General features: G+C 66.0%; 22 protein-coding genes and 4 pseudogenes. 16 read left to right on the top strand and 10 right to left on the bottom strand.

What is annotated here, in order from left to right:
- Nucleotides 1-16: 16 nt before the first annotated feature.
- Complete coding sequence (locus AUC69_RS07715; protein WP_069441640.1) at nt 17-844, top strand: DUF3108 domain-containing protein; 828 nt, start codon at nt 17-19, stop codon at nt 842-844.
- 49 nt (nt 845-893) lie between these two features.
- Here AUC69_RS07715 and AUC69_RS07710 read toward each other — a convergent pair whose 3' ends face one another.
- From AUC69_RS07710 to AUC69_RS07685, 6 genes and pseudogenes are all read right to left on the bottom strand, one after another.
- Complete coding sequence (locus AUC69_RS07710) at nt 894-2,276, bottom strand: glutamate--cysteine ligase (protein ID WP_069441639.1); 1,383 nt, start codon at nt 2,274-2,276, stop codon at nt 894-896.
- A gap of 176 nt (nt 2,277-2,452) precedes the next feature.
- Nucleotides 2,453-2,770 (bottom strand): cytochrome o ubiquinol oxidase subunit IV, encoded by a 318-nt coding sequence (cyoD, locus tag AUC69_RS07705; RefSeq protein ID WP_069441638.1) that lies wholly within the window; start codon nt 2,768-2,770, stop codon nt 2,453-2,455.
- Entirely contained in the window at nt 2,771-3,352 is a 582-nt protein-coding gene (gene cyoC / locus AUC69_RS07700) for a cytochrome o ubiquinol oxidase subunit III (RefSeq protein WP_069441637.1), read from the bottom strand.
- 23 nt (nt 3,353-3,375) lie between these two features.
- Nucleotides 3,376-5,412, bottom strand: a pseudogene (locus tag AUC69_RS07695) (cbb3-type cytochrome c oxidase subunit I).
- A 6-nt stretch (nt 5,413-5,418) separates the two neighbouring features.
- On the bottom strand, nt 5,419-6,321 hold the full coding sequence (locus tag AUC69_RS07690) for a COX aromatic rich motif-containing protein (protein WP_244500156.1): 903 nt from the start codon (nt 6,319-6,321) through the stop codon (nt 5,419-5,421).
- Nucleotides 6,322-6,462: 141 nt separating this feature from the next.
- Nucleotides 6,463-7,194 (bottom strand): 16S rRNA (uracil(1498)-N(3))-methyltransferase, encoded by a 732-nt coding sequence (locus tag AUC69_RS07685; RefSeq protein ID WP_069441635.1) that lies wholly within the window; start codon nt 7,192-7,194, stop codon nt 6,463-6,465.
- A 59-nt stretch (nt 7,195-7,253) separates the two neighbouring features.
- Between AUC69_RS07685 and ubiA the strand changes: the two genes are divergently transcribed.
- The 9 genes from ubiA to AUC69_RS07645 all read left to right on the top strand — a co-directional run bounded on the left by ubiA (nt 7,254) and on the right by AUC69_RS07645 (nt 14,821).
- The gene (gene ubiA, locus AUC69_RS07680; RefSeq protein WP_069441634.1) at nt 7,254-8,207 is read left to right on the top strand and encodes a 4-hydroxybenzoate octaprenyltransferase; all 954 of its coding nucleotides are present in this window, start codon (nt 7,254-7,256) and stop codon (nt 8,205-8,207) included.
- Between the two features lie 229 nt (nt 8,208-8,436).
- The gene (locus tag AUC69_RS07675; RefSeq protein WP_083239212.1) at nt 8,437-9,261 is read left to right on the top strand and encodes an inositol monophosphatase family protein; all 825 of its coding nucleotides are present in this window, start codon (nt 8,437-8,439) and stop codon (nt 9,259-9,261) included.
- Nucleotides 9,262-9,317: 56 nt separating this feature from the next.
- Nucleotides 9,318-9,581, top strand: coding sequence for a DUF4170 domain-containing protein (locus AUC69_RS07670; protein ID WP_069441633.1), 264 nt, complete (start codon nt 9,318-9,320; stop codon nt 9,579-9,581).
- Between the two features lie 118 nt (nt 9,582-9,699).
- Nucleotides 9,700-11,559, top strand: a complete 1,860-nt coding sequence (locus AUC69_RS07665) for an ABC transporter ATP-binding protein (protein WP_069441632.1) — start codon at nt 9,700-9,702, stop codon at nt 11,557-11,559.
- A gap of 15 nt (nt 11,560-11,574) precedes the next feature.
- Entirely contained in the window at nt 11,575-11,964 is a 390-nt protein-coding gene (locus AUC69_RS07660; RefSeq protein WP_069441631.1) for a DUF374 domain-containing protein, read from the top strand.
- Entirely contained in the window at nt 11,916-12,224 is a 309-nt protein-coding gene (locus AUC69_RS17765) for a hypothetical protein (protein ID WP_193427411.1), read from the top strand. Before AUC69_RS07660 ends, AUC69_RS17765 begins: the two co-directional genes overlap by 49 nt.
- Nucleotides 12,149-13,564, top strand: coding sequence for a 3-deoxy-D-manno-octulosonic acid transferase (locus AUC69_RS07655; RefSeq protein ID WP_244500159.1), 1,416 nt, complete (start codon nt 12,149-12,151; stop codon nt 13,562-13,564). Before AUC69_RS17765 ends, AUC69_RS07655 begins: the two co-directional genes overlap by 76 nt.
- Before the next feature lie 4 nt (nt 13,565-13,568).
- Nucleotides 13,569-14,600: a tetraacyldisaccharide 4'-kinase gene (lpxK, locus tag AUC69_RS07650; protein ID WP_069441630.1), complete on the top strand. Its 1,032-nt coding sequence runs from the start codon at nt 13,569-13,571 to the stop codon at nt 14,598-14,600.
- A gap of 2 nt (nt 14,601-14,602) precedes the next feature.
- Nucleotides 14,603-14,821, top strand: coding sequence for a hypothetical protein (locus tag AUC69_RS07645; RefSeq protein WP_069441629.1), 219 nt, complete (start codon nt 14,603-14,605; stop codon nt 14,819-14,821).
- 8 nt (nt 14,822-14,829) lie between these two features.
- Here AUC69_RS07645 and AUC69_RS07640 read toward each other — a convergent pair.
- A pseudogene (locus AUC69_RS07640) lies at nt 14,830-15,047 on the bottom strand (DUF2093 domain-containing protein).
- Between the two features lie 64 nt (nt 15,048-15,111).
- Nucleotides 15,112-16,568, bottom strand: a pseudogene (gene xseA / locus AUC69_RS07635) (exodeoxyribonuclease VII large subunit).
- Between the two features lie 126 nt (nt 16,569-16,694).
- Between xseA and purD the strand changes: the two are divergent.
- From purD to AUC69_RS07620, 3 genes are all read left to right on the top strand, one after another.
- Nucleotides 16,695-17,963, top strand: coding sequence for a phosphoribosylamine--glycine ligase (purD, locus tag AUC69_RS07630; RefSeq protein ID WP_069441628.1), 1,269 nt, complete (start codon nt 16,695-16,697; stop codon nt 17,961-17,963).
- Nucleotides 17,964-18,131: 168 nt separating this feature from the next.
- Nucleotides 18,132-18,485: a hypothetical protein gene (locus tag AUC69_RS07625; RefSeq protein WP_141700659.1), complete on the top strand. Its 354-nt coding sequence runs from the start codon at nt 18,132-18,134 to the stop codon at nt 18,483-18,485.
- A gap of 276 nt (nt 18,486-18,761) precedes the next feature.
- Complete coding sequence (locus tag AUC69_RS07620) at nt 18,762-18,983, top strand: hypothetical protein (RefSeq protein WP_141700658.1); 222 nt, start codon at nt 18,762-18,764, stop codon at nt 18,981-18,983.
- 10 nt (nt 18,984-18,993) lie between these two features.
- Here the strand turns inward: AUC69_RS07620 and AUC69_RS07615 are convergent, their stop codons facing one another.
- Nucleotides 18,994-19,425, bottom strand: coding sequence for a nucleoside deaminase (locus AUC69_RS07615; RefSeq protein WP_069441625.1), 432 nt, complete (start codon nt 19,423-19,425; stop codon nt 18,994-18,996).
- A gap of 58 nt (nt 19,426-19,483) precedes the next feature.
- On the opposite strand from AUC69_RS07615, the pseudogene AUC69_RS07605 reads away from it, so the two are divergent.
- The 3 genes and pseudogenes from AUC69_RS07605 to AUC69_RS07595 form a co-directional block, all read left to right on the top strand.
- Nucleotides 19,484-20,346, top strand: a pseudogene (locus AUC69_RS07605) (pseudouridine synthase); the annotation flags it as partial.
- 38 nt (nt 20,347-20,384) lie between these two features.
- Nucleotides 20,385-20,945 (top strand): 16S rRNA (guanine(966)-N(2))-methyltransferase RsmD, encoded by a 561-nt coding sequence (gene rsmD, locus AUC69_RS07600; protein ID WP_069441622.1) that lies wholly within the window; start codon nt 20,385-20,387, stop codon nt 20,943-20,945.
- A 71-nt stretch (nt 20,946-21,016) separates the two neighbouring features.
- Nucleotides 21,017-21,550 (top strand): hypothetical protein, encoded by a 534-nt coding sequence (locus AUC69_RS07595; RefSeq protein WP_141700657.1) that lies wholly within the window; start codon nt 21,017-21,019, stop codon nt 21,548-21,550.
- On the opposite strand, the gene mutL is transcribed toward AUC69_RS07595, so the two are convergent.
- Nucleotides 21,516-23,318 carry a DNA mismatch repair endonuclease MutL gene (gene mutL, locus AUC69_RS07590; RefSeq protein ID WP_069441620.1) on the bottom strand — a complete coding sequence of 601 codons (1,803 nt, stop codon included), beginning with the start codon at nt 23,316-23,318 and terminating at the stop codon, nt 21,516-21,518. The two genes, AUC69_RS07595 and mutL, sit on opposite strands and share 35 nt — an antisense overlap.
- Between the last annotated feature and the right edge of the window lie 80 nt (nt 23,319-23,398).

Below are 23,398 nucleotides of genomic sequence, written 5' to 3'. Positions count from 1 at the left end.
ACCGGAGGGACGGCTTATGGGATCGAGGCGGTACTTCGTCATCCTCGCGGCCCTGCTGCTGGCGGGACTCGCGCCCGGCCGAAGCGCCGGCGAGGAGGCGCGCCCCGCGGCGGACCGGGTCGTGGCGACCTATGACGCAGGCCTTGCGGGGATGAGCCTCGGCACGTTCAAGGTGATCGCCAAATTCGACGGCAGCGCCTACGAGATGGCGGCCGACGGCCGGTTCTCGCTGCTCGCCGGCCTCCTCTACAGCGCCACCGGCAAGACGACGAGCCGCGGCACACTCAACGGCGCGGCGCCGCAGCCGGCGGCCTTCACCCTCAACTATGACGGCGGCAAGAAGCGCGAGCAGCGCCGCATGCGCTTCGACCACGGCGCCGTCAGCGACGTCGACATCGTCCCGCGCAAGAAAAAGAAGAACTCGCGCGACATCCCGGTCAGCGCCGAACAGCTCAAGGACGTGCTCGACCCGCTCACCGCGGCATTTCTCTCCGTGCGCTCCGACGCGCCGGCCGGCGATCTCGAAGTCTGCGACCAGACCATTCCGGTGTTCGACGGCAAGCAGCGATTCGATCTGGTGCTCTCGCCGAAGCGGCAAGAGCGCCTCGGAGATTCGCCCAATGGGGTCCACGGGCTCGCCGCCGTGTGCCGGGTGCGCTACAAGCCGATCTCCGGCCACCGGCCCGATCACCCCGGCGTGCAGTTCATGACGAAGACCGACGAGATCGAGGCCTGGCTCGTGCCCGTGCCGCGCACGGACCTCTACGTTCCCTATAAAATTCTGGTGCCGACCGGCTGGGGCAGCGGCTCGGTCACACTCACCGGCCTCAAGGCGAAGCCCTAGCCTTAGCCTTAGCCTTAGCCCTGGCCGCGCTCACAAACGCTTGGTGGCGCTAAAGCGCTTGGGTTTCGAACAGGCGATCGATGTCGCCCTTCCACGGGCCGTGATAGGCCTCCAACAGCTCGTCGGCGGGGGACTTCCCGTCCTCGAGGATCTCCCACAGACGCTTGAGTGAGCGGGTCTCGTCCTCGCCGCTGTCGTTGACGCGGGCGCGGCGCGTCAGCCCGCCTTGCGCCAGGGTGACGACCTCGCGCGCCACATCGCGCAAGGTGCGGTCACGGAATGGGGTGGCGAGGCCGAGCTTGGGGACGGCGTTGCGCATCTCCTGCCGCTCCCCGGCCGTCCAATCGGCAATCAGCGTGGCGGCGCCGTCGAGCGCGGCGCTGTCGTAGAGAAGCCCGGTCCACAAGCCGGGCAGCGCCAGCAGCTCGCGGAACTGTCCGGCGTCGGCGCCGCGCATCTCGATGAACCGCTTGAGACGAACCTCAGGGAACAGTGTGGTCAGATGATCGATCCAATCGTCCATGCCGGCTCTCACGCCTGGCAGCGCGTCCAGCTTGCCGGCCATGAAATCCTCGAACGAGGCGCCGGCCACGTCGATATAGCGGCCGTCGCGGTAGACGAAATACATCGGCACCTTGAGCGCGTAGTCCACATAGCGCTCGAAGCCCATGCCGTCTTCGAAGGCAAAGGGCAGCATGCCGGTGCGGTCGGGGTCGGTGTCGCGCCACACCTCGGCACGATAGGACTGGAAGCCGTTGGGCTTGCCTTCGGTGAAGGGCGAGTTGGCGAACAGCGCGGTGGCCACGGGCTGGAGCGCCAGGCCGACGCGGAGCTTCCGCACCATGTCCGCCTCGCTGCCGAAATCCATGTTCACCTGGACGGTGGCGGTGCGGAACATCATGTCGAGGCCGCGTTTTCCGCGGGTCGGCATGTAACGCATCATTATGCGGTAGCGCTCCTTCGGCACCAACATCAGCTCATCCAGCGTCCATTTGGGCGAGAAGCCGAGGCCGAGGAACCCGATGCCGAGCTCGCCGGCAACCTCACCCACTTGCGTGAGATGCTGGCGCAACTCCTCCTCGGTCTCATGGATGGTCGCCAGCGGCGCCCCCGACAATTCGAGCTGGCCACCCGGCTCGAGGCTGATCGACCCGCCCTTGGGGCAGTCGAGACAGGACAGCGCGATGATGTTGCCGTTCTCGAGGATCGGCTCCCAGCCGAAACGCTCGTGATGGGCCTTGAGCAGCGCGCCGATGCCGTGGGGGCCGAGATAAGGGACCGGCGAATGGTCCTTGATATTGAAGCCGAATTTCTCGTGCTCGGTGCCGATCGACCAATCGGATTCCGGCTTCGAGCCCGCCTCGAGATAGGTGACGAGTTCGTCCCGCGACTCGATGATGGGGCTCTGAGGCCCACTCACCCGTGTCGACATCGAGATGGCTCCGCTGGATCGAGGGGACATGGCCCTAAGGAGGCGAGGCTAAGGTCCCAGAGGTAAAGGGGAACTCTATATCGCGCGCGGACGTGAGACCGGCAAGGGCTTGTGCGAGACAATCACACAATGCTGATCGCGGGAGGCGCCCGATCGTCCCTTTGCGCGCAAATGCCTCACGCCATCATCCGGTGGTAGAGGTCGAACATGATCCAGAAGCTGCCGCCGAGCATGATGCAGATGAGCAGCGCGGCGAAGGCGAGCGCGATCAGATTCTCCCGCGGCGTGGTGCTGAAGCTGATGTGCAAGAAAAAGCGCAAATGCACCAGGACCTGAATCACGGCGGCCACGGCGATGACAATCAGGGTGGTCGAACGGGGCAGCGCCCCGGTGGCGGCCAGGCCGAACGAGATCGCGGTCAGCACCACGGCGAGGCCGAGGCCGATCAGATAGGGCGTGATGCTGCGCTCGACGGGGAGTCCGGAGGCGTCCATTCAAAGTACCCCTGGCAGATAGACGACCGAGAAAATGGCGACCCAGATGATGTCGAGGAAGTGCCAGAACAGGCCAAGCCGCGCCAGCCGCGAGGCGACGGGGCGCGTCAGGCCCTTGATCAGAACCTGACCGATCATCACGAAGATCCATAGGACGCCGATGCTCACATGCAGGCCGTGGGTGCCGACCAGCGTGAAGAAGCCGGAAAGGAAACCGCTGCGGTCAGGCCCCGCGCCTTGCGCGATCATGCCGGAGAACTCGCCGAACTCCAGATAGAGGAAGCCCAGACCCAGCGCCACGGTCACCACGAGCCATAGGAGCACGCGGGACCGGTCGGCGGCGGCGAGCGCCACGGCGGCAAAGCCGAACGTGGTGCTGCTCAACAGCAGAAGAGCGGTCTCGCCGGCGGCACGCTCCAGGCTGAACAGCTCCTTGCCCGTGGGCCCGCCGGCGGTATTGCCGAGCATCACCACATAGGTGGCGAACAGGAGCGCGAAGATCACCCCGTCGCTCATCAGATAGATCCAGAAGCCGAGGCTTCTCTTCGTATTTCTCGGCGCCTTCGGACGGCGGCGCGATATCGGTCATGGTGGCTGCGGCGGCGTCATGCGGCGCCCTCCGGTAAGGGCTGGCCGGCGAAGCCCGGGTCGTCCGCCATCTCGTTCTTCGGCGTCATGGCCAGCTGCGCGAAGCGGGCACCTCGATGGCCTTCACTTCGGCCGCCGGGATCACGGTGGTGGTGTCGTCGTCGGAGGCACGAATGACGATGGCGACAAAGATGGCGGCGAGCACAGCGCGCCAGCCACCAGATGTACCAGATCATGGCGAAGCCGAAGACGAAGCCGGCGCCGCCGATGACGGCACCGATGAAGCTGTTCTTCGGCAGGACGATATCGACGTAGCGCTCGGGCCGCTCATAGGCGACGCCACGCTGCTTCATGTCCCAGAACGCATCGATGCTCTGCACTTGCGGCACCAGCGCGAAGTTGTAAGGCGCCGGCGGCGAGGAGGTCAGCCATTCGAGCGAGCGGCCGTTCCACGGGTCGCCGGTCAGGTCGAGCGCCTGCTGGCGGTCCCGGATGCTGACGACCAGCTGGACCGCGAGACAGACGATGCCGAGGAAAATGATGAATGCGCCGATGGCGGCGATGATCAGATGCGGCTGCCAGGCGGCAATGTCGTAATGCTCCATGCGGCGGGGCATGCCGAGCAGGCCGAGCACGTAGAGCGGCATGAAGGCGAGATAGAAGCCGATGATCCAGCACCAGAACGACCACGCGCCCCATTTCTCGTTGAGCTTGAAGCCAAACGCCTTGGGGAACCAGAACATGTAGCCGGCGAGATAGCCGAACAGCACGCCCGGAATGATCATGTTGTGGAAGTGGGCGATCAGGAAGGTCGTGTTGTGCATCAGATAGTCGACCGGCGGCATGGCGAGCAGCACGCCGGAGAGGCCGCCGATGCAGAAGGTGACGAGGAAGCCGATGGTGTAGAGCATCGGCGGTTTGAAGATGATGCGGCCGCGATACATGGTCAGCAGCCAGTCGAACACCTTCACGCCCGTCGGCACGGCGATGATGGTGGTCATGACGCCGAAGAAGGAATTGACGTTGGCGCTCGACCCCATGGTGAAGAAGTGATGCAGCCACACGGTGAAGGACAGAAGGCCGATGGCGCAGGTGGCCAGCACCAGCGAGATGTAGCCGAACAGCCGCTTCTGGCTGAACGTGGCCACCACCTCGGAGAACACGCCGAAGGCGGGCAGGATGAGGATGTAGACCTCGGGATGACCCCACAACCAGAATAGGTTGATGTAGTTCATCATGTTGCCGCCCATGGCATTGGTGAAGAAGTGGAAGCCGGCGGTGCGGTCGAGCGCCAGCATGCCGCAAGCCACGGTCAGGGCGGGGAAGGCGAAGATCATCAGGACACTGGTGACAAGCACCGTCCAAGTGAACAGCGGCAGGCGCAGCAGGGTCATGCCCGGCGCGCGGCATTTGATGATGGTGACGAGGAAATTGATGCCGCTCATGGTCGAGCCGACGCCGGAGATGAGCACCGCCCAGACCCAGTAGTCGACGCCGACGCCCGGCGTGTATTCGGGCCCCGAATAGGGCGGATAGCCGGTCCAGCCGGCGGTCGAGAATTTGCCGATCACCAGCGAGATGAGCACGAGCCCGGCGCCGGCGGTGGTGAGCCACAGGCTGATGGAGTTCATGAAGGGGAAGGCGACATCGCGCGAGCCGAGCTGCTGCGGCATGATCAGATTGATCAGCCCGGCGAGGAACGGCATGGCCATGAAGAAGATCATGATCGTGCCGTGGGACGAGAAGATCTGGTCGAAATGGCCGGGCGGCAGATAGCCGTCGCTGTTGAAGGCGATGGCTTGCTGGCTGCGCATCATGGCCGCGTCGATGAAGCCGCGCATCAGCATGACGAGCGCCACCATGATGTACATGATGCCGATCTTCTTGTGGTCGAGGCTCGATACCCAATCGAACAGCACCAGACGCCAAGCGCCGAAATAGGTGATCACGGCCATGACCGAGAGCGCGCCGAGCACGGTGATGCCGGCGCCCGACGCGGCGATGACGCTGTAGAACGGCAGTGAGTCGAAGGTCAGCCTACCGAGGAGTTCCACGATCCCTCATTCCACTGTTGCCGCCGCCGGAATGGCCGGGGCGGGATCGACGATGTCGCCATGGCGCCATTTGGCGATGATCCGGTCGAACAGGTCGGGCTCGACGCCGGAGTAATAGGTCACGGGCACCTTCTGGCTCGGTTGGGCCAGCGTCTCGTAGGTGCTGGCATCGAGCGTGGCCGACGCGCTCTTGGCCTTCGCCACCCAGGCGTCGAAGTCATCCTTGGTGGTGGCGACGGCCCGGAACTGCTGATCGGCGAAACCGCTGCCGCTATATTGGACGTTGCGGCCCCACATCTCCGCGGGCTCGTCGGCGAGGAGATGCAATCGCGTCTGCATGCCGGCCATGGCGTAGATTTGCCCGCCGAGCGCCGGGATGATCAACGAGTTCATCACCGTGTCGGAAGTGATTCTGATGGCGAGTGGCTGGCCGGCGGGGAATACCAGCTCGTTGACCACGGCGATGTTCTGCTCGGGATAGATGAAGAGCCACTTCCAGTCCTGCGCCACCGCCTCGACCTTCAGTGGCGTGACGCCGGTATCGATCGGGTCGTACGGATCGAGGCGATGCGTGCCGGGCACCAGATGAAACCCGAGCCAGATGATGATCGCCGCCGGCGCGCCCCAGACGAGAATCTCGATGGGCCAGTAATAGGCGAGGTTGGGCGTGTAGCGGGCGCTGCGGTTGGTGCCGCGATAGCGCCAGCAGAACAGCGCGGCCATGACGAAGACCGGCAGGATCACGATCATCATGATCGAGACGCCGTCGAACAGCAGTTGCCGTTCGGCCAGCGTGATCGGACCGTTGGGATCGAGATCGGGGCTCGTGAGCGCACCGCAGCCGCTGCAAAGCAGCGCCAAGCCAAAAGCCAGGATTATCTGCAATCGATAGGCAAGAGCTTGTCTCACGATCACGCCTTGCGGTTCGATGGGGCAGTCGGACATCCGATTCGCCGCAAAGGCTAGCCGTTTCCGCCCGATTCGGCGACCCTCAAAGCCAGGAACGCCGCTTCATCGTGAAAAATGCGTCAAGCTTGTTTCAGGCGATTGTCAGCGCCAATCGCCGAGCACGGCGTTGACAAGGGCGAGACAGGCGACGCTCGCGGTATCGGCGCGCATCACGCGCGGACCGAGCGAGATGGGCAGCACGAAAGGCTGTCGCATCAGCGCGTTGCGCTCTTCCGTGTCGAAGCCGCCCTCGGGGCCGATCAACACGGCGAGCGGGCGGGCGGTTTGCGCCGACAAGGCCTCGATGGGTGACGCGGCGGCCGCGGCCTCGTCGGCGAAGATCAGCAGGCGGCTCTCGTCCCAGTGATCGAGCAGCTTCGACAATTTCTCCGGCGGGCACACCTCGGGCACGCGCAAGATCCCGCATTGCTCCGCCGCCTCGATAGCGTTGGCCTTGAGCCGGTCGGTGTTGACCCGTTCGGCCACCGTGCGGCGGGTGATCGCCGGCTGGAGCCGGCTGACGCCCATCTCGGTCGCCTTCTGTGCCATATAGTCGAGGCGGGCGCGCTTGATGGGGGCGAAGAGATAATGCAGATCGGGACCTTGCCCTTGCGGCCGCGTCTGATGCTCGACCGCGATTTGCGCCTTCTTCTTGCCGATGGCCGTGAGGCGCGCGCACCATTCGCCGTCCGCGCCGTTGAACACGAGGACATGATCGCCCGGCTTTAATCGCAGCACGTTTCCGAGATAGTGCGCCTGCTCGGGCAGCAGGGCGATCTCAGCCCCGGTACCCATCGGAGACTTGACGAAGAGCCGCTGAAGTTTAGAGGCCATGGACTAGGGTCCGGCAAAAGCTGACAAAGCGAAACCGACACGGCGAAGCGAAACGAGACATGCCACGTCCCGCATCCGAAGACAAAGCGGCAAGCATCGCCGACGCAAGCGCAAAGAACTGGGTCGACCGGTTCGCGCCGGCGCCGCTCCTGCCCTATCTGCGGCTGGCCCGCGCCGACCGGCCGGTCGGCTTCTTTCTGCTGGGGCTGCCGTGCTTCTGGGGCGTGGCCTTCGGGGGCTTGAGCACCGGCGCCCCCTACCCCGATCCCTATCTGCTGCTGCTCTTCGCCATCGGCGCCATCGCCATGCGCGCGGCGGGCTGCATCTATAATGACATCGTCGACCGGGATATCGACGCCCAAGTGATGCGCACGCGATCGCGGCCGCTGCCGAGCGGACAAGTGACGACCGCGGCGGCCGTCGTCTTCATGCTGGCGCTGTGCGCGTCGGGCTCGGCCGTGCTGCTCAGCCTCAACAGCTTCTCCGTGCTGCTCGGGCTTGGCGTGATCCCCATCGTGGGGCTCTACCCCTTCGTCAAACGCATCAGCTATTGGCCTCAGGCGGTTCTGGGGCTCGCGTCAAATTGGGGGGCGCTGGTGGGCTGGGCGGCGGTGCTCGGCAGCCTCGGCGCCGCCCCTGCCCTGCTCTATGCCGGCGCCGTGGCCTGGACCATCGGCTACGACACCATCTACGCGCATCAGGACCGCGAGGACGACGAGCTCATCGGCATGAAGTCGACGGCACTCAGATTCGGCGCATCGACCAAAGCTTGGCTGACAATTTTCTACGGCGTGGCGTGGCTCGCCATGGTCGGCTCAGGCCTGCTCGCGGGGGCCGGCATCGTGTTCGTCATCGGCATGAGCTTCGCGGTCGCGCAGCTCGGCTGGCAAGTGGCGACGCTCGATATCGACGATGCGGACAATTGTCTGACGCGCTTCCGCTCGAACCGCGATTTCGGGGTGATCGTTTTTGTCGCAGCCGCGGCCGACATGACGCTTGCATCATTAGCCTAGAAGGTCGATTCACAGGAGTTGAAAAAGCGCGGGGCCTCGCAAAAGCAAGAGGGCCCCGGAGCGATGCTCCGAGGCCCTTGGTGACGCCTTGCTGTTAGCTTCCTTGTTGGCTGCCTTGAGGTAGCCTTTATTGCCACGATCTTGCCACGGAAGTTTTCCCGGACGCTTAATGGACGTCGTTAATGACCGGTAGCTTCCCACATAGTTTAGAGAGTCTTCCCTTCGCCCCATGACCGCAGTGACACCCAAGAAAATATCGCCCGCCCCGGTTCCGCTGGAAGAAGATTACGCGCTTCTTAAGGAGGCGGTGCGCGAGGCCGGCGCCCTGGCGCATAGCTATTTCAAGCAGGAGGTTCAGGTTCAGACGAAACCTGACGGCTCCGAGGTGAGCGAGGCCGACCTCGCCGTCGACGCCGCGCTCAAGCTCGACCTCATGACTCGCCGCAAGGACTATGGCTGGCTGTCGGAGGAGAGCCCCGACGACCGCGAGCGGCTTAAACACTCGCGCGTGTGGATGATCGACCCCATCGACGGTACCGGCGCTTTCCTGCGCCACATCCCGGAATGGACGGTCTCGGCAGCGCTGGTCGAGGACGGCGTGCCGGTACTCGGCGTGGTGTACAACCCCGCGTCGAACGAGTTCTTTCACGCCATGCGGGGCCATGGCGCCTTCCTCAACGACACGCCCATTCACGCCAGCAACAAGCCGACGCTCGACGGCGCCAAGATGATCGCAAGTGGCGGCCTGTTCAAAAAGAAGATCTGGCAGGAGCCCTGGCCCGAGGTGACGGCGCGCTGGGTGAATTCGGTCGCCTACCGGCTGGCGCTGGTCGCCTGCGGCGAAGGCGATGCCACCATCTCGCTGACGGCCAAGGCCGAGTGGGATCTCGCCGCCTCGGCGGTGATCATGGACGAGGCCGGCGGCATCACCACCGACCATCGCGGCAATCCCCACGCCTATAACCGCGAAAACCCCAAGTTTCCGAGCTTGGTGGCGAGCGGCAAGGCCCTGCATCCCCTGCTGATCGAGCGCACAGGCCGCATAGACCTTTAGGGCACATTTGGGCAAGGTGCCGGCGATCACCGGCATTAGGGAGGGGCTGCGGAAGCATGGCTGCTAAAGGCAAAACCACGACGGGCGGGCAGCAACTGCTCCATCTCGTCTTCGGAGGCGAGCTGACGAAGTTGGACAAGGTCGAGTTCCAAGACCTCAAGAAACTCGACATTATCGGCATCTATCCCAATTACGCGCTCGCTTACGATGCCTGGAAGGACGCGGCCCAGCGTACGGTCGATGACGCGCATATGCGCTATTTCATCGTCCATCTGCACCGCCTGCTCGATCCCGAGCACCCCACCGGGGCCGAAGGTTAGGGTCGGGCGCTTTACGCTTCCAAGGTTTTTCGCCTTAAAGGGGGCCGGAGCCCCGTGCTAGAAGGGGGCGGCGCGAGCGGCACCACCTGCCGGGGCGGCTCATGAATCGGGGAAACGCTTGAAAGATCAGCTGTTCAGAGACGCAAACGCGATCTCCAGAGGTGCCGACGAGCTGAACGCCAACTATTCCACGGCGGATATCGTCAAGCGCATCTGGAAGGAGCATCTGCGCCCCCGGTTGGGCCTGCTCAGCATCGCCGTCACGGCCATGCTGCTGACCGCGGCGACCACGGGCGCCATTCCTTTCCTCATCCAGCGCACGGCGGATGACGTCTTCGTCGCCAAGCAAGAAGAGATGGTGCTCTGGATCGCCGTAGCCATCGTCGTCGTCACGGTGCTCAAGGCGATCTCTGAATATGTGGCCGATACCACCGTCGCCTATCTCGGCCACCGCTTCATCGCCGATCTGCGCATCCAGATGTTCGCCAAGCTGGCGCGGGCCGATCTCAGCTGGATCCAGACCGTGCATTCGGGGCGGATCCTGTCGAGCTTCCTCAACGACGCCAATCTGATCCGCGCCACCGCGAGCCGCTCGATGGTCACGCTCGGCGAGAATTTTCTGAAAGTGATCATCCTTGTCGGCTCGATGTTCTACATGGACGCGCGCTTCTCGGTGCTCATCCTCATCTTCCTGCCGCTCGCGATCATCATGCTGTCGCGCCAGCGCCGCAAGATGCGGAAGTCGACGTCGAAGTCGCTGCAAGAGACCGGCGACCTGTCGGCGCTGATCACCCAGACCTTGCGCGGCATGCGCGTGGTGCGGGCCTATCGCCAGGAAGGCCAGGAGGAGGCGCGCGCGGCCTCGGCCATCAACCGGGCGCTGGAGTTCACCATGCGCGGCACGCGCGCCCGGGCGCTGTCGAGCCCGTCGATGGAGCTTCTGGTCGGCTTCGGCTTTGCGCTCGCCATCTATTTCGCCGGCACGCAAGGCGTGCGCGGCGATCTCACGCTCGGTCACTTCATGGGCTTCATGACGGCGGCGCTGCTCATCTACAGCCCGCTGAAGAGCGTCGCCACGCTGCAAACACAGCTGCAAGAGGGCGTCGCCGCCGCAAGCCGGGTGTTCGGCGTGGTCGACCGCCCGATCACGCTGGTCGAGCTCGAGGACGCCAAGCCGCTCAAACTCGACAAGGGCGAGATCGAATTCAAGGACGTCACCTTCGCCTACGATCCGGAGAATGTGGTGCTGAAGGGCGTGAGCCTCACCGTGCCGCCGGGCAACACCGTGGCCTTGGTGGGACCGTCAGGCTCGGGCAAGAGCACGCTGGTCAATCTCGCGCTGCGCTTCTTCGATCCGGAGCAAGGCCAGGTGCTGATCGACGGCCAGGACATCAAGCATGTCACGCTCAATAGCTTGCGCGAGTCCATCGCGCTCGTGACGCAAGACCCGGTGCTGTTCGACGACACCATCCGCGCCAATATCGCTTATGGGGCGAAGCCGGTGGTGGATGACGAGGTTATCGCCGCTGCGAAGGCGGCGGCGGCGCACGACTTCATCATGGGTTTGCCGAAGGGCTACGACACGCGCGTCGGCGAGGCGGGCGGGCTTCTGTCCGGCGGCGAGCGTCAGCGCATCGCCATCGCCCGCGCCATCTACAAGGACGCACCGATCCTGTTGCTCGACGAGCCGACCAGCTCGCTCGATTCAGAGGCCGAAGCCAAAGTGCAGGCCGCGCTGGAAGGCTTGATGCAGGGCCGCTCGGTGCTGATGATCGCGCACCGGCTGTCGACGGTGAAGAAGGCCGACTTCATCTGCGTGCTCGACCAAGGCCGCATCGTCGAGATCGGCCGTCACGATCAGCTCGTCGCCAAAGGCGGGCTCTATACGCGACTGCACAGCACGCAATTCGGCATCGCCGGCGGTTATGCGGACGCCATCCCGGATGCAGACGCGCCCGTCGCCGTGGCCGGCGAATAGCGGCGCCTGACGGGGATGTTGAAACGGCTGCTAGCGTCAAAGCCCGCCATCGACATGGTGAGCGCGATTGCCGCCAGCTATATCCGCCTCATCTACGCCACGAGTACGATCAAGCGGGACCCGGCCGATACCGACGCCAAGCTGTTCGACCAGCATCCGCAAGTGCTCGCCCTGTGGCATGGCCAGTTTCTGCTCTTGCCCAATTTGAAGCCCAAACGGCCGGCCAACGTGAAGGCCATGGTCTCGCGCCACGGCGACGCCATGATGCTCGCCGCGGTGCTGAAGCGGTTCGGCATGGAGCTGATCAGGGGCGCGGGCGCGGAGCGCGACGCAAGGACCGCGGCGGGGCCACGGCGATGCGCGAGTCGCTCCGGGCACTCGGACGCGGGCGCACCGTGGCCATGACGGCGGACGTGCCGCCGGGACCGCGCGCCGGGCCGGTGAAGGCATCGCCACGCTGGCGGCCAAGTCGGGCCGGCCCGTGGTGCCGTTCGCCATCGCCACAAGCCGCTTCCTCAAGCTGCCCACCTGGAGCGCCTTCACCATCAACCTGCCGTTCTCGACGCTTGCCATCGTCATCGGCGATCCCGTGCATGTGGCGGCGCTCGGCGAGGCGGAGATCGAAACGGGACGCGCCGCAATCGAGCGGGCGCTGGCCGAGGTGACGGCACGGGCCTACGCGCTCGCCGGCGCGACCGACCCGCTCAGCAAGGAGGCGCGGACGAAGCCCGGCCTGTCGCTCAAGACCTATCGTCTAGCAACGAAGCTTGCCGCACCGGTCGCTCCCGCGATCCTCGCTTGGCGCACGCGGCGCGGCAAGGAGGAGCCCGACCGGCACGCCGAACGTTACGGCCGGGCCAGCGCGCCGCGACCGTCAGGCTTCCTCGCCTGGTTCCACGCGGCGAGCGTCGGCGAGGTGAATGCCGCGCTGCCGGTGATCGACGCGATCGCGCGCGAGCGGCCGGACATCCGCCTTCTCCTCACCACGGCGACGGTCACTTCGGCGCGGCTCGCCCGCGAGCGGCTGCCCAAGGGGGCAATCCATCAATTCGTGCCGCTTGATCGGCAGAGCTATATCCGCCGCTTCCTCGCCCATTGGCGCCCGGAACTCGCCGTCTTGGTGGAGTCGGAGATCTGGCCCAATCTCGTGCTGGAGACGAAGGCGGAGAAGATTCCCCTTCTCCTCATCAACGGCCGCATGTCGATGTCGTCGTTCAAGGCGTGGCGGCGGCGTCCGGGCATCAGCCGACCGCTGTTCTCGGCGTTCGATCTCGTGCTGGCGCAGAATGACAGCCTGGCCGAACGCTTCGCGCAGCTCGGCGTCACGGACTCCCGCAACGCCGGCAATCTCAAGGCCGATGCGCCGCCGCCGCCGGTCAACGCGGAGGACAAGGCGCAGCTCACCGCGGCGCTGGCTGGCCGGCCGGTGTGGCTCGCGGCGAGCACGCATCCGGGCGAGGAAGAGGTCATCGCCGCCGCTCACACGCTGATGAAGCGGACATTGCCCGATCTCCTCACCATCATCGTGCCGCGTCATCCCGACCGTGGGCCGGATATTGTCGAGCTGCTTCGCGCCTCGGGCCTCAAGGCCATGTTGCGCTCGGGCGGCGGCATGCCCGAGACGGGCACGGACGTCTATGTGGCCGACACGATCGGCGAGCTCGGCCTGTTCTACGCGCTGGCCCCCGTCGCGGTGATCGGCGGCTCGATGGTGGCGCGCGGCGGCCAGAACCCGGTGGAGGCCATCAAGCTCGGCGCCGCCGTGCTCACCGGCCCCAACTGGCAGAACTTCCGCGATTCCTACGCGGAGCTGCTGAAAGCCGGCGGCTGCAAGGAAGTCGGCGATGCGGGCAGCCTCGCCACGGTGGCGCTCGAGCTGTTGCAAGACGATGCCGCGCGCGGTGCCATGATGGTGCGCGCTGAGGCGGCGATCGCCGCCATGAGCGGCGCACTGCCGCGCACGCTTGCCGCGTTCGAAACCTATCTCCCCCCGAAAGCGTCGTAGCGCCATGGGTGTCGGCACGCCTTCCTGGTGGTATCGCAAGCACGGGCTGCTGGCCTCGGTGCTCGCCCCTGTCGCGGCGCTCTATGGGCGCATCGCGCACTCGCGCATGAGCAAGGACCCGGCCTACCGCTCGACGCTGCCGGTGATCTGCGTCGGCAATTTCACCGCCGGCGGGGGCGGCAAGACGCCGACCCCATCGCCATCGGCCACGGCCCTGAAAGCGGCGGGCAGGACACCGGCTTTCCTCACCCGCGGCTATGGCGGCGCGGCCAGGGGCGTCGTGCGCGTCGAAGGTCAGGCGGCGGATGAGGTCGGCGACGAGCCGCTGCTGCTCGCCGAAGTGGCGCCCACTTTCGTCGCGGCCGACCGTGTCGCCGGCGCCAAGGCCATCGAGGCAAGCGGCGCCGATATCATCGTCATGGATGACGGCTTCCAGAATCCGTCGCTGGCCAAGGATCTCTCACTGATCGTGGTGGATGCGGCCTCCGGGCTCGGCAATAGGCGTGTCATCCCGGCCGGGCCGTTGCGGGCGCCGCTCGCGGGTCAGCTCGCCCGGGCCGATGCGCTGGCCGTGATCGGCGAAGGCAACAAGGCCGCGTCGCTGGTCGAGGCCTTCGAGCGCGCCGGCAAGCCCGTGCTCAAGGCCAAGATCGCACCCGATTGCGATGCCCGCTGGCTCGGAGTCTTGCCGGTAATCGGCTTCGCCGGCATCGCGCGGCCCACCAAGTTCTTCGCCACGCTGCGCGGCAACGGCGCGCGGCTCGTCGACAGCCAGGGATTCCCCGACCATCACCGCTTCAAGGAGCGCGAGGCGCAACGCCTGCTCAAAGCAGCGGATGAGAAAAGCGCGATGCTGGTGACGACGCAGAAGGACTGGGTGCGCTTGCCCGACGACGATCCGGAAAGCGCGGTCACCGAGCTCAAGAACCGCTCGCGCCCCTTCCCCATCGTCGTCACGTTCGAAGATGCAGACAGGCTCGCGGCGCTCCTGAGCGATGCGGCAACGCAACGCGCCAAACACTCTAAGAGGATCTAAGCATGTCGATTTGGCTGGTGAAGGCGACTTGGTACGAGGACGAAATGGAAGCAAGCGAGCAATGGGCGGTCAACACCGCGACGGCCCATGATGCGATCAAGGAGGTGGCGACGCATCTTCGCTTCCATCCCCATCACGTCGAAGCAAGGTTGACGAAGGAAGGCGAGGTTCCGGCATCAGACCTCGCGCCGGGAGAAGCCAGACGCCTCTCCGCGCAATGATCTAGCGATTAGACGCGGGTATCGCGGAAGCGCTTGAGAGAGGTTTCCGCGTCGGCATAGGCCTCTTGCAGATCCACGCTCCAATAGCGCAGCTCGTCGAGCGGGATGGCCTTGCCGGTGACGGCACAGCGCACGAAGTCGCCGGGCGTCAGACCTGGACTTCCCCGTCGAGATATTTGAGCTTGGCCTCGCCCTTGAAGCCGAGATTGCGTTCGAAGCGGTTCATCAAATCCGTGGCACTCTCTCGTGGTCCGTCACCATAGCCTCACGGCCCATCGGTTGCTAGCGCGCTAAAGAAGACTTCCCTGCTTTCCGTCAGCGGGCTTACGCGCCTGTTTCGCCGGAGCCGCATCTGTCTTCTGCGAAGAGCTCTCCGTCTTGCCCCCGCGCGGATCGGCATGGGCGTCAACATGGCCATCGGCGAACTCGATGTCCAGGGCGGCGCCCGGTTGCACCTCGCTCGCATAGCGGATCATGGTGCCGTCGGCGGCACGCACCAGGGTGAAGCCGCGCGCCAGGACATTGTGATAGCCGAGCGTGGAGAGCAGCTTCGCCTGCCCGTCGAGACGGCGGCGCGCGCGATCCATCAGGCTTGCGAGCGAGCGCGCCTTGGCGCGGTCGAGGCGGATGAGCTTGTCGCGGCCGGCGATGGCTGCCCGCGCCACGAGATGGGGACGCAGCCGCGAGCCGGCACGGTCGAGCCCTGTGCGATGAGCCACCGCGTTGGCGAGGAGCGCGCGGGGCAATTTGTGGCTCGCGGCATCGAGGCGCTGGCGCGGCAGACCGAGAATGTCGGCGCGGCGCGGCAGCCCCCGCGCGGAGCCGATGAAACGGGTGCGGAAATTCTCCAAGGCGCGCCTGAGCGTGCTCGCGCCCCGCAGGCCGAAGCTCCGCACCGCGATGAGCAGATCGGCGCGCACCGGCACCGCGCGCTCGGCGGCGGCGGTCGGCGTCGGCGCGCGGTGGTCGGCGACGAGGTCGATGATGGTCCAGTCGGTCTCATGGCCGACCGCCGAGATCAGCGGAATGGCGCTCGCGGCCACGGCGCGGGCGACGATCTCCTCGTTGAAGCCCCAGAGATCCTCGAGGCTGCCGCCGCCGCGGGCGACGATAATGAGATCCGGGCGCGGCATGCGCGAGACCGTGCCGGCGTTGAAACCGTGAATGGCCGCCGCCACTTCGGCCGCGCAAGTCTCGCCCTGGACGCGCACCGGCCAGACCAGAACATGGGTGGGAAAGCGATCCTCCAGGCGATGGAGGATATCGCGGATCACCGCGCCCGTGGGGGAAGTCACCACGCCGATGACGCGCGGCAGATACGGCAGCGCCAGCTTGCGCGCCTCGTCGAACAGGCCTTCGGCGGCGAGCTGCTTCTTCCGCTGCTCGAGCAAAGCCATGAGGGCGCCGACGCCCGCCGGCTCGATGTCGTCGATGACGATCTGGTACTTGGACCGGTCTGGATAGGTGGTGATCTTGCCCTTGGCGATGACCTCCAGCCCCTCTTCCGGCTTGAACTTCAGCCGGGCGAAGGTCGAGCGCCAGACGACCGCCTCGATGCAGGCCTTCTCGTCCTTGATGGTGAAATAGCAATGGCCTGAGGCGTGGGGTCCGCGATAGCCGGAGACCTCGCCACGCAGCCGCACGAGCCATAGGCGTCCTCCACCGTCCGTTTGAGCGCGAAGGCGAGCTCGGAAACGGTGTACTCGATGAGATTCGTCTGGGTCTCTTTAGGGATGCGGCTGGCCATTTCTCACGTCATCTCATTTTCGCGGACGCGCCGTCTCGTGCTAAGAGCGCCCGCATCTTCTTTCGTAGGGCATATAGGCCCTTCGGAAGGCGGACAAGGGCAGCGAACAGCGGAGCGTAGAGCGCGGTGAATGTGCTTCTGATCGGCGGCGGCGGACGCGAGCATGCGCTCGCCTGGAAGCTCAAGCAAAGTCCCCTGCTCGAGGCGCTCTATTGCGCGCCGGGGAATGCCGGCATTGCCGAGGTCGCCGACTGCGTTTCGCTCGACGTGGCCGACCATGACGCGGTGGCGCAATTCTGCCGCGACAAGGCTATCGGCCTGGTCGTGATCGGACCCGAGGCGCCGCTCGTCGCCGGTCTTGCCGACGATCTCGAAGCCCATGGCATTGCCGTGTTCGGACCGTCGCAGGCGGCGGCGCAGCTCGAAGGCTCCAAGGGATACACCAAGGATCTTTGCGCCGAATACGGCATCCCGACCGCGGCTTACGGCCGCTTCAAGGAAGCCGCGCCCGCCAAGTCCCATGTGGCCGCGCAACCGCTGCCCGTGGTGATCAAGGCGGACGGCTCGGCCGCCGGCAAGGGCGTGGTGATCGCCAATTCGCATTTCGAGGCCTATTCGGCCATCGATGCCTGTTTCACCGGCGCCTTTGGGGAAGCAGGCGCCGAGGTCGTGGTGGAGGAGCATCTCAGCGGCGAGGAGGCGAGCTTCTTCGTCCTGGTGGACGGCGAGAGCGCTCTGCCGCTCGCCACGGCACAAGACCACAAGCGCGTGCATGACGGCGACACGGGCCCCAATACCGGCGGCATGGGCGCCTATTCGCCGGCGCCGATCATGGACGAGACACTCTGCAAGCGCGTCATGGACGAGATCATCTCGCCCACCGTCGCGGCCATGAAAGCGCGGGGCACGCCCTTCAAAGGCGTGCTCTATGCCGGGCTGATGATCCAGGACGGGGCGCCCAAGCTCATCGAATATAATGTGCGCTTCGGCGATCCGGAGACGCAGGCGCTCGTCATGCGCCTCAAGTCGGACCTGCTGCCGGCGCTCCTCGCCACCGCGCAAGGCAAACTTCATGGCGTCACGCTCGACTGGCACGACGCGGCGGCGCTGTGCGTGGTCATGGCTGCGAAGGGTTATCCCGGCGACTACCAGAAGGGCACCGAGATCAAGGGGCTCACCGAGGCCGCCGCCGATCCGGACGTGGAGATCTTCCATGCCGGCACCAAGCGCGACGGAGACCGGGTCCTCGCCACCGGCGGGCGCGTGCTCGGGGTGACGGCGCGGGGGGCGGATATCGCCGCCGCGAAAGCCCGGGCTTATGCGGCGGTCGACAAGATCGGCTGGCCAGGCGGCTTCTGCCGCCGCGACATCGGCTGGCGGGCGATCAAGCGCTAAGGGCACGCCGCCGCCCTCAAGATGACATGCCTATTAGCAAGAGATTCACTTGCCTCCGGCAAAGTGAGCGACTTCGACGCGTTTTTGCCGTTTTCTGGTGGTGAAGCGTTGCGAATTCACGATGGCGTCACCATCTGCAAGTCATATGGCGCCTGTTTGGAGAATCAAATGACGCACGACCTCCCCGTATCCAAGAAAACCCTGTGTGGGTTGATGGGGGTCGCCGCGATTCTCTTCTACATTTGGCTCCTGACCTGGGCCGGCCCGGTTCGCGCCGCGCCGGGCGTCGTCGCCCCGCCGCAAGGCCATGCTTCGCAGGTGGAGCAGACTAAGATTTTCCAGCGCGGCCGCACTCCGCGCTATCCCTACGCCACCGGGGTCGGGCCTCGCGGCCGGGAGTATTATTTCGGCTTCGTGCCCTACGAGAAGGGCAATATCGAGATCCAGGCACTCCAGCGCATGTATCCGGAAGCCAACTATCCCCCGAGCATGCGCTACTGGACGCCTGAGTCGAACTACTAGACTCGCTTCGTCTTCCTCTTTCTCCACGACATTCGGTTGCCCGCGACCGCCGCTTTTGCTGTGGCGTGTGCTTGGCCATGACCAAGCGGACATGGCTAGCCGTTTGCCCTGGCGCTCTGAGCCCTAGTCCGGCGGCATTTCTCTCAAATTTTATTCTAACGGTTGCTCGGGTGTTGCAAGTATAGCAAGACGTTACTCACGGCTTGTTCACTGGTTTACTCAACTCAATATTAGGCCGACGCAGGGATGATTTGGTCTCACCCCATGGAGACTGATATGCGCCCCCTGATAATCGGCCTAAGCTTCCTCGTCCTGTCGATGACCGCCGCTCTTGCCGCCGAAAGCGTCGGTCAGCGCTGGGAGGAGTCCCTCCTCACCCATAAGCGGAACGGCACGCTCCCCGGCCCCCGCCCCGGCCAGAAATGCCTGTGGTCCGAGCAGCTCAACGGCTGCCTCTGGTACACGCCGGGCAAGTGGAACCTGAACCTGCAGAACTAAGCTCGCGCTTCTAGCGCCGGGCTGCGAAGAAGCCCTTGAGCAAGCTAGCGGCCTTGGCCTCGCCGATGCCGCCATAGACGTCCGGCGCGTGGTGGCAGGTGGCCTGCTGGAAGAAGCGCGGGCCATGCTCCACGGCGCCGCCCTTCTCGTCCGCCGCGCCGAAATAGAGCCGCCGGATGCGGGCGAAGGAGATCGCCGCGGCGCACATGGCGCAGGGCTCGAGCGTGACATAGAGATCGCAGTCGACGAGCCGCTCGCTGCCAAGCTCGGCGCAAGCCCCGCGGATCGCCAATAGCTCCGCATGGGCCGTGGGATCGCGCAATTCGAGCGTGCGGTTGCCGGCTCGGGCCAGCACCGCCCCGCTTGCGCTCACGACCGCGGCGCCGATGGGCACCTCGCCGCGGTCGCGCGCGGCCTCGGCCTCCGCGAGCGCCAGCTCCATGGGACTCTTATCCAGGGAGCTCTTGTCTGAACCCCCTGCATCTGCATATCTCGCCGTCATGGCGGACAAACTGGGCGAGAAGCGAAGCCGGGGTCAAGCGGCTCCGAAAAAGGGGGGTGCGCCCAAACGTGCGCCCGAGCCCAAACGCGGGCCCGGGCCGAAGCGCGCGCCGGAGCCAATCCGCGCGCCCGAGCCCATGCGCATCGCCAAGGCCATGGCCCATGCCGGGCTCTGCTCGCGCCGCGACGCGGAGAAATGGATCGAGGCGGGGCGGGTCGCCGTCAACGGCACGGTGCTCAAGCGCCCGCCCATGTGGTGGGCCCCGCCGATACTGTCACCGTGGACGGTCAGCCCCTGCCCCAAGCGGAACCGGCGCGGCTGTGGCGCTACAACAAGCCGAAAGGCCTCGTCACCAGCCATAAGGACCCGCTCGGTCGCAAGACCGTGTTCGAGGCGCTACCGGCCAAGCTGCCACGCGTGGTGTCGGTCGGCCGGCTCGACATCAATACCGAGGGGCTTCTGCTGCTCACCACCGACGGCGCCCTGGCGCGGCATCTGGAGCTGCCGAGCACCGGCTGGGTGCGGCGCTACCGAGTGCGCGTACATGGCCGGGTGACGCAAGAGGCGCTCGACGGCCTGAAACAGGGCGTCACCATCGACGGGGTGAATTACGGCCCGGTCGAAGCCACGCTCGAGCGGCAGCAAGGTACCAATCAGTGGCTGATGCTGGGGCTTCGCGAGGGCAAGAATCGCGAGGTGAAGCGCATCGCCGAGCATCTCGGGCTCACCGTGAACCGGCTGATCCGCATCTCCTTCGGGCCGTTCGCGCTCGGTGATCTGGCGGCGGGCATGGTGGAAGAGGTGAAGCCGAAAGTGATCGTCGACCAGCTCGGCGAAAAGCTCGCCGCGGAATTCGGCCTGCGCCGTGGGCATCTCGACCGGCAAGCGACGCGCCGGCGATGAGGATCATCACCGGCAAATTCAAAGGCGCCAAGATCGAGGCGCCGGAGGGGCTCGCCACCAGGCCCACCTCGGACCGGGTGCGCCAGGCTCTGTTCAACGTCCTGGAGCATGGCGCACCGGCCGTCGACTTCGAGGGCTCGCGCGTGCTTGACCTGTTCGCCGGCTCCGGCGCGCTCGGGCTCGAGGCACTGTCGCGCGGGGCACGGTTCTGCCTCTTCATCGAGGAGGGAGCCGCCGCCCGGGCCGCCATCCGCCGCAACGTGGAGGCCTTGGGCCTCACCGGCGTCACCAAGATCTGGCGGCGGGACGCGACGAGCCTCGGGCCCGCCGGCACGCTGGCGCCCTTCGATCTCGTCTTCTGCGACCCGCCATACGCGCAAAGTCTCGGAGAGCGGGCGCTGGCCTCGGCAATCGACGGGGGCTGGGTGAAAGACGAGGCCATCGCCGTCATCGAGGACCGCGCCGGCGTCGCCGTGCCGTGGCCGCAGCCCTTCGTGGAGATCGACCGGCGGCGCTACGGCACCACGGAGATCGGCATCGCCAAATCAGGGGACTAGAATCCGGCCCATCGCCCCACCGGCCCAAGAAATATGTTTAAATACAACAAGGCGCAGGAGTGGGGAGGCTGATGATTTTACGCGCGTTGCTTTTTGCGCCTTTGATTCTGGCGGCCGCCGCAGCGACGGACATCGTCGAGGATCGCTTTACCTCGGGCGTCTGGCAGGGCGACGCCAATTACGACTCGGACGGCCAGTTCTCCGACTGCACCATGACGGCGGAATCGAAGCGGGGCGTCCTGCTCGGCTTCGTCATCAGCAAGGATTTCGACTGGGGCATCGTCATCGCCGACGAGACCAAGACTCTCGAGGTCGGCAGCCGCAAGGCGGTGCTCCTCATCATCGACCAGGAAAACCCCATCGCCGCCGTGGCCAAGGTGGTCGACGAGCACGGCATCCTCATCCCGCTCGAAAACTCCGACCCGATGGTCGAGGCGCTGCGCCACGGCAAGCTGCTCAGGATCGTCGCCGACGGCACCGAATTCACCTTCGAGCTGACCGATACGCGCGACGCCATCGCCGCGCTGGCGGCCTGCGTCACCGATCACCAGGCACCGAGCGCGTCGAGCTCTAGCGGCGCGAGAACAGCTTCTCGATGTCCGTGAGCTTGAGCTCGATATAGGTGGGACGGCCATGATTGCACTGGCCCGAGAAGGGCGTCCTCTCCATGTCGCGGAGGAGCGCGTTCATCTCCTCGGGTGAAAGGCGCCGCCCCGCCCGGACGCTGCCGTGGCAGGCCATGGTGGAGAGCACATGATCGAGCCGGTCCGCCAGGAGACCGCTCCCTTCCCCGTCGTCCGCCTCGGCGAGCGCCGCCGCCAAGTCCGACAATAGACCTTTCACATCGCAATTGCCGAGCAGGCCCGGCACTTCGCGCACGACGATGGCCTCGGGGCCGAACGCCTCGACCACGAGCCCCAGGCGTTCCAAGGCATCTGACGCGGCCACCAATGCGGCTGCCGCCTCGCCGTCGAATTCCGACACTTCGGGGATGAGCAGCATCTGCCGGGCGATGCCGCCATTGCCGTAACTCCGCTTGAGGCGCTCATAAACCAGGCGCTCATGGGCGGCGTGTTGATCGACGATGACGAGCGCGTCATCCGTCTCGGCGATGATGAAGGTGTCCTGCACTTGCGCGCGGGCGGCGCCGAGCGGGTAGTCGGTCCCGGTCTCGTCGTCGGAGATGGTGCTGCCGCGCGTATCGCCGCTGGGCATCGAGACGGGCGTGAGCGGCGCCTGGCCGCGCTCCGCCAGCCCGAATGTGCGCGGGCTCGGGCGGCTCTGATAGGCTTGCGGGCCGGCATAGGCGTGCGGCGCGGACGGGCGCACCATGCGCTCGAGCGCCGATTGGGACAGGCTCGCCGTGGCGCGGTGGCCGGCGGCGCCCAGCGCCTCGCGCAACGCCCCGATCAGGAGCGAGCGCACGGCGTTGGGATCGCGGAATCGCAGTTCCGTCTTGGCGGGATGGACGTTCACGTCCACCTCCTCGGGCGGCACGGTCAGAAACAGCGCCAGCATGGGATAGCGTCCCCTGGGCACGAGGTCGCCATAGGCGGCGCGCACGGTGCCCGCGATCAGCTTGTCGCGCACCGGCCGGCCATTGACCACGAGATAGGCCTGCATCCCGTTCGGCCGATGGAGCGTGGGGAGGCCGGCAAAGCCCTCGACGCTCATCGTGCCGCGCACCGCCGAGACGGGCAGCGCGTCGTCGACGAAATCGGACCCGAGGATGCGCCCCATGCGCGCCAGCGCATGATCCATCAGCCCGGGCGGGCAGGCCTCGAGGCGCAGCGTGGTGCGCTCGCCATTAGACAGTGCGAAGGCGATGTCCGGATGGGCGAGGGCCAGCCGTTTCATAGTGTCGGCAATGGCCGCCGCCTCGGCGCGCTCGGACTTCATGAATTTCAGCCGGGCGGGCGTGGCGTAGAACAGGTCGCGCACTTCGACCTCGGTGCCGGAGGACCGCGCGGCCGGCTTCAACGGCGCCTTGCGCCCGCCGTCCACGGTGATGGTGGCGGCCTCCTTGGCGCCTTGGGCGCGGCTGGTGATGGACAATCTGGCGACCGCGCCGATCGACGGCAGCGCCTCGCCGCGAAAGCCGAGCGTCAGAATGTGGGAGAGATCGTCGCCGTTCAGCTTGGAGGTGGCGTGGCGCTCGACCGCGAGCGCCAGATCGTCGGGGCCCATGCCGGCGCCATCGTCGGCGACGCGGATGAGCTGGAGGCCCCCACCGGTGGCGGTGACGTCGATACGGCGCGCCCCGGCGTCGATGGCGTTCTCCACCAACTCCTTGACGACGCTTGCAGGCCGCTCGACGACCTCACCCGCGGCAATGCGATTTATGAGGTTCGGCGGCAGCTGACGAATGGCCATCGCATGCCTCGCGCGCGCGGCGGAATACCGGCGGGGTCCGCACTCTAGCCGATTCTAGGGGCGATGGGGGCGAATGGGCG

Source organism: Methyloceanibacter superfactus, assembly GCF_001723305.1.
Taxonomy (GTDB): domain Bacteria; phylum Pseudomonadota; class Alphaproteobacteria; order Rhizobiales; family Methyloligellaceae; genus Methyloceanibacter; species Methyloceanibacter superfactus.
Note: the sequence above shows the minus strand (reverse complement) of the source record. Positions and strands in the feature narration are given on the sequence as shown.

Excerpts from the sequence above, each read along its gene's own strand:
- AUC69_RS07715 (WP_069441640.1), top strand. The coding sequence starts at position 17 with ATGGGATCGAGGCGGTACTTCGTCATCCTCGCGGCCCTGCTGCTGGCG.
- AUC69_RS07710 (WP_069441639.1), bottom strand. The coding sequence starts at position 2,276 with ATGTCGACACGGGTGAGTGGGCCTCAGAGCCCCATCATCGAGTCGCGG.
- cyoD (WP_069441638.1), bottom strand. The coding sequence starts at position 2,770 with ATGGACGCCTCCGGACTCCCCGTCGAGCGCAGCATCACGCCCTATCTG.
- AUC69_RS07685 (WP_069441635.1), bottom strand. The coding sequence starts at position 7,194 with ATGGCCTCTAAACTTCAGCGGCTCTTCGTCAAGTCTCCGATGGGTACC.
- ubiA (WP_069441634.1), top strand. The coding sequence starts at position 7,254 with ATGCCACGTCCCGCATCCGAAGACAAAGCGGCAAGCATCGCCGACGCA.
- AUC69_RS07675 (WP_083239212.1), top strand. The coding sequence starts at position 8,437 with ATGACCGCAGTGACACCCAAGAAAATATCGCCCGCCCCGGTTCCGCTG.
- AUC69_RS07670 (WP_069441633.1), top strand. The coding sequence starts at position 9,318 with ATGGCTGCTAAAGGCAAAACCACGACGGGCGGGCAGCAACTGCTCCAT.
- AUC69_RS07660 (WP_069441631.1), top strand. The coding sequence starts at position 11,575 with ATGTTGAAACGGCTGCTAGCGTCAAAGCCCGCCATCGACATGGTGAGC.
- AUC69_RS17765 (WP_193427411.1), top strand. The coding sequence starts at position 11,916 with ATGCGCGAGTCGCTCCGGGCACTCGGACGCGGGCGCACCGTGGCCATG.
- lpxK (WP_069441630.1), top strand. The coding sequence starts at position 13,569 with ATGGGTGTCGGCACGCCTTCCTGGTGGTATCGCAAGCACGGGCTGCTG.
- AUC69_RS07645 (WP_069441629.1), top strand. The coding sequence starts at position 14,603 with ATGTCGATTTGGCTGGTGAAGGCGACTTGGTACGAGGACGAAATGGAA.
- AUC69_RS07625 (WP_141700659.1), top strand. The coding sequence starts at position 18,132 with ATGACGCACGACCTCCCCGTATCCAAGAAAACCCTGTGTGGGTTGATG.
- AUC69_RS07620 (WP_141700658.1), top strand. The coding sequence starts at position 18,762 with ATGCGCCCCCTGATAATCGGCCTAAGCTTCCTCGTCCTGTCGATGACC.
- AUC69_RS07615 (WP_069441625.1), bottom strand. The coding sequence starts at position 19,425 with ATGGAGCTGGCGCTCGCGGAGGCCGAGGCCGCGCGCGACCGCGGCGAG.
- rsmD (WP_069441622.1), top strand. The coding sequence starts at position 20,385 with ATGAGGATCATCACCGGCAAATTCAAAGGCGCCAAGATCGAGGCGCCG.
- AUC69_RS07595 (WP_141700657.1), top strand. The coding sequence starts at position 21,017 with ATGATTTTACGCGCGTTGCTTTTTGCGCCTTTGATTCTGGCGGCCGCC.
- mutL (WP_069441620.1), bottom strand. The coding sequence starts at position 23,318 with ATGGCCATTCGTCAGCTGCCGCCGAACCTCATAAATCGCATTGCCGCG.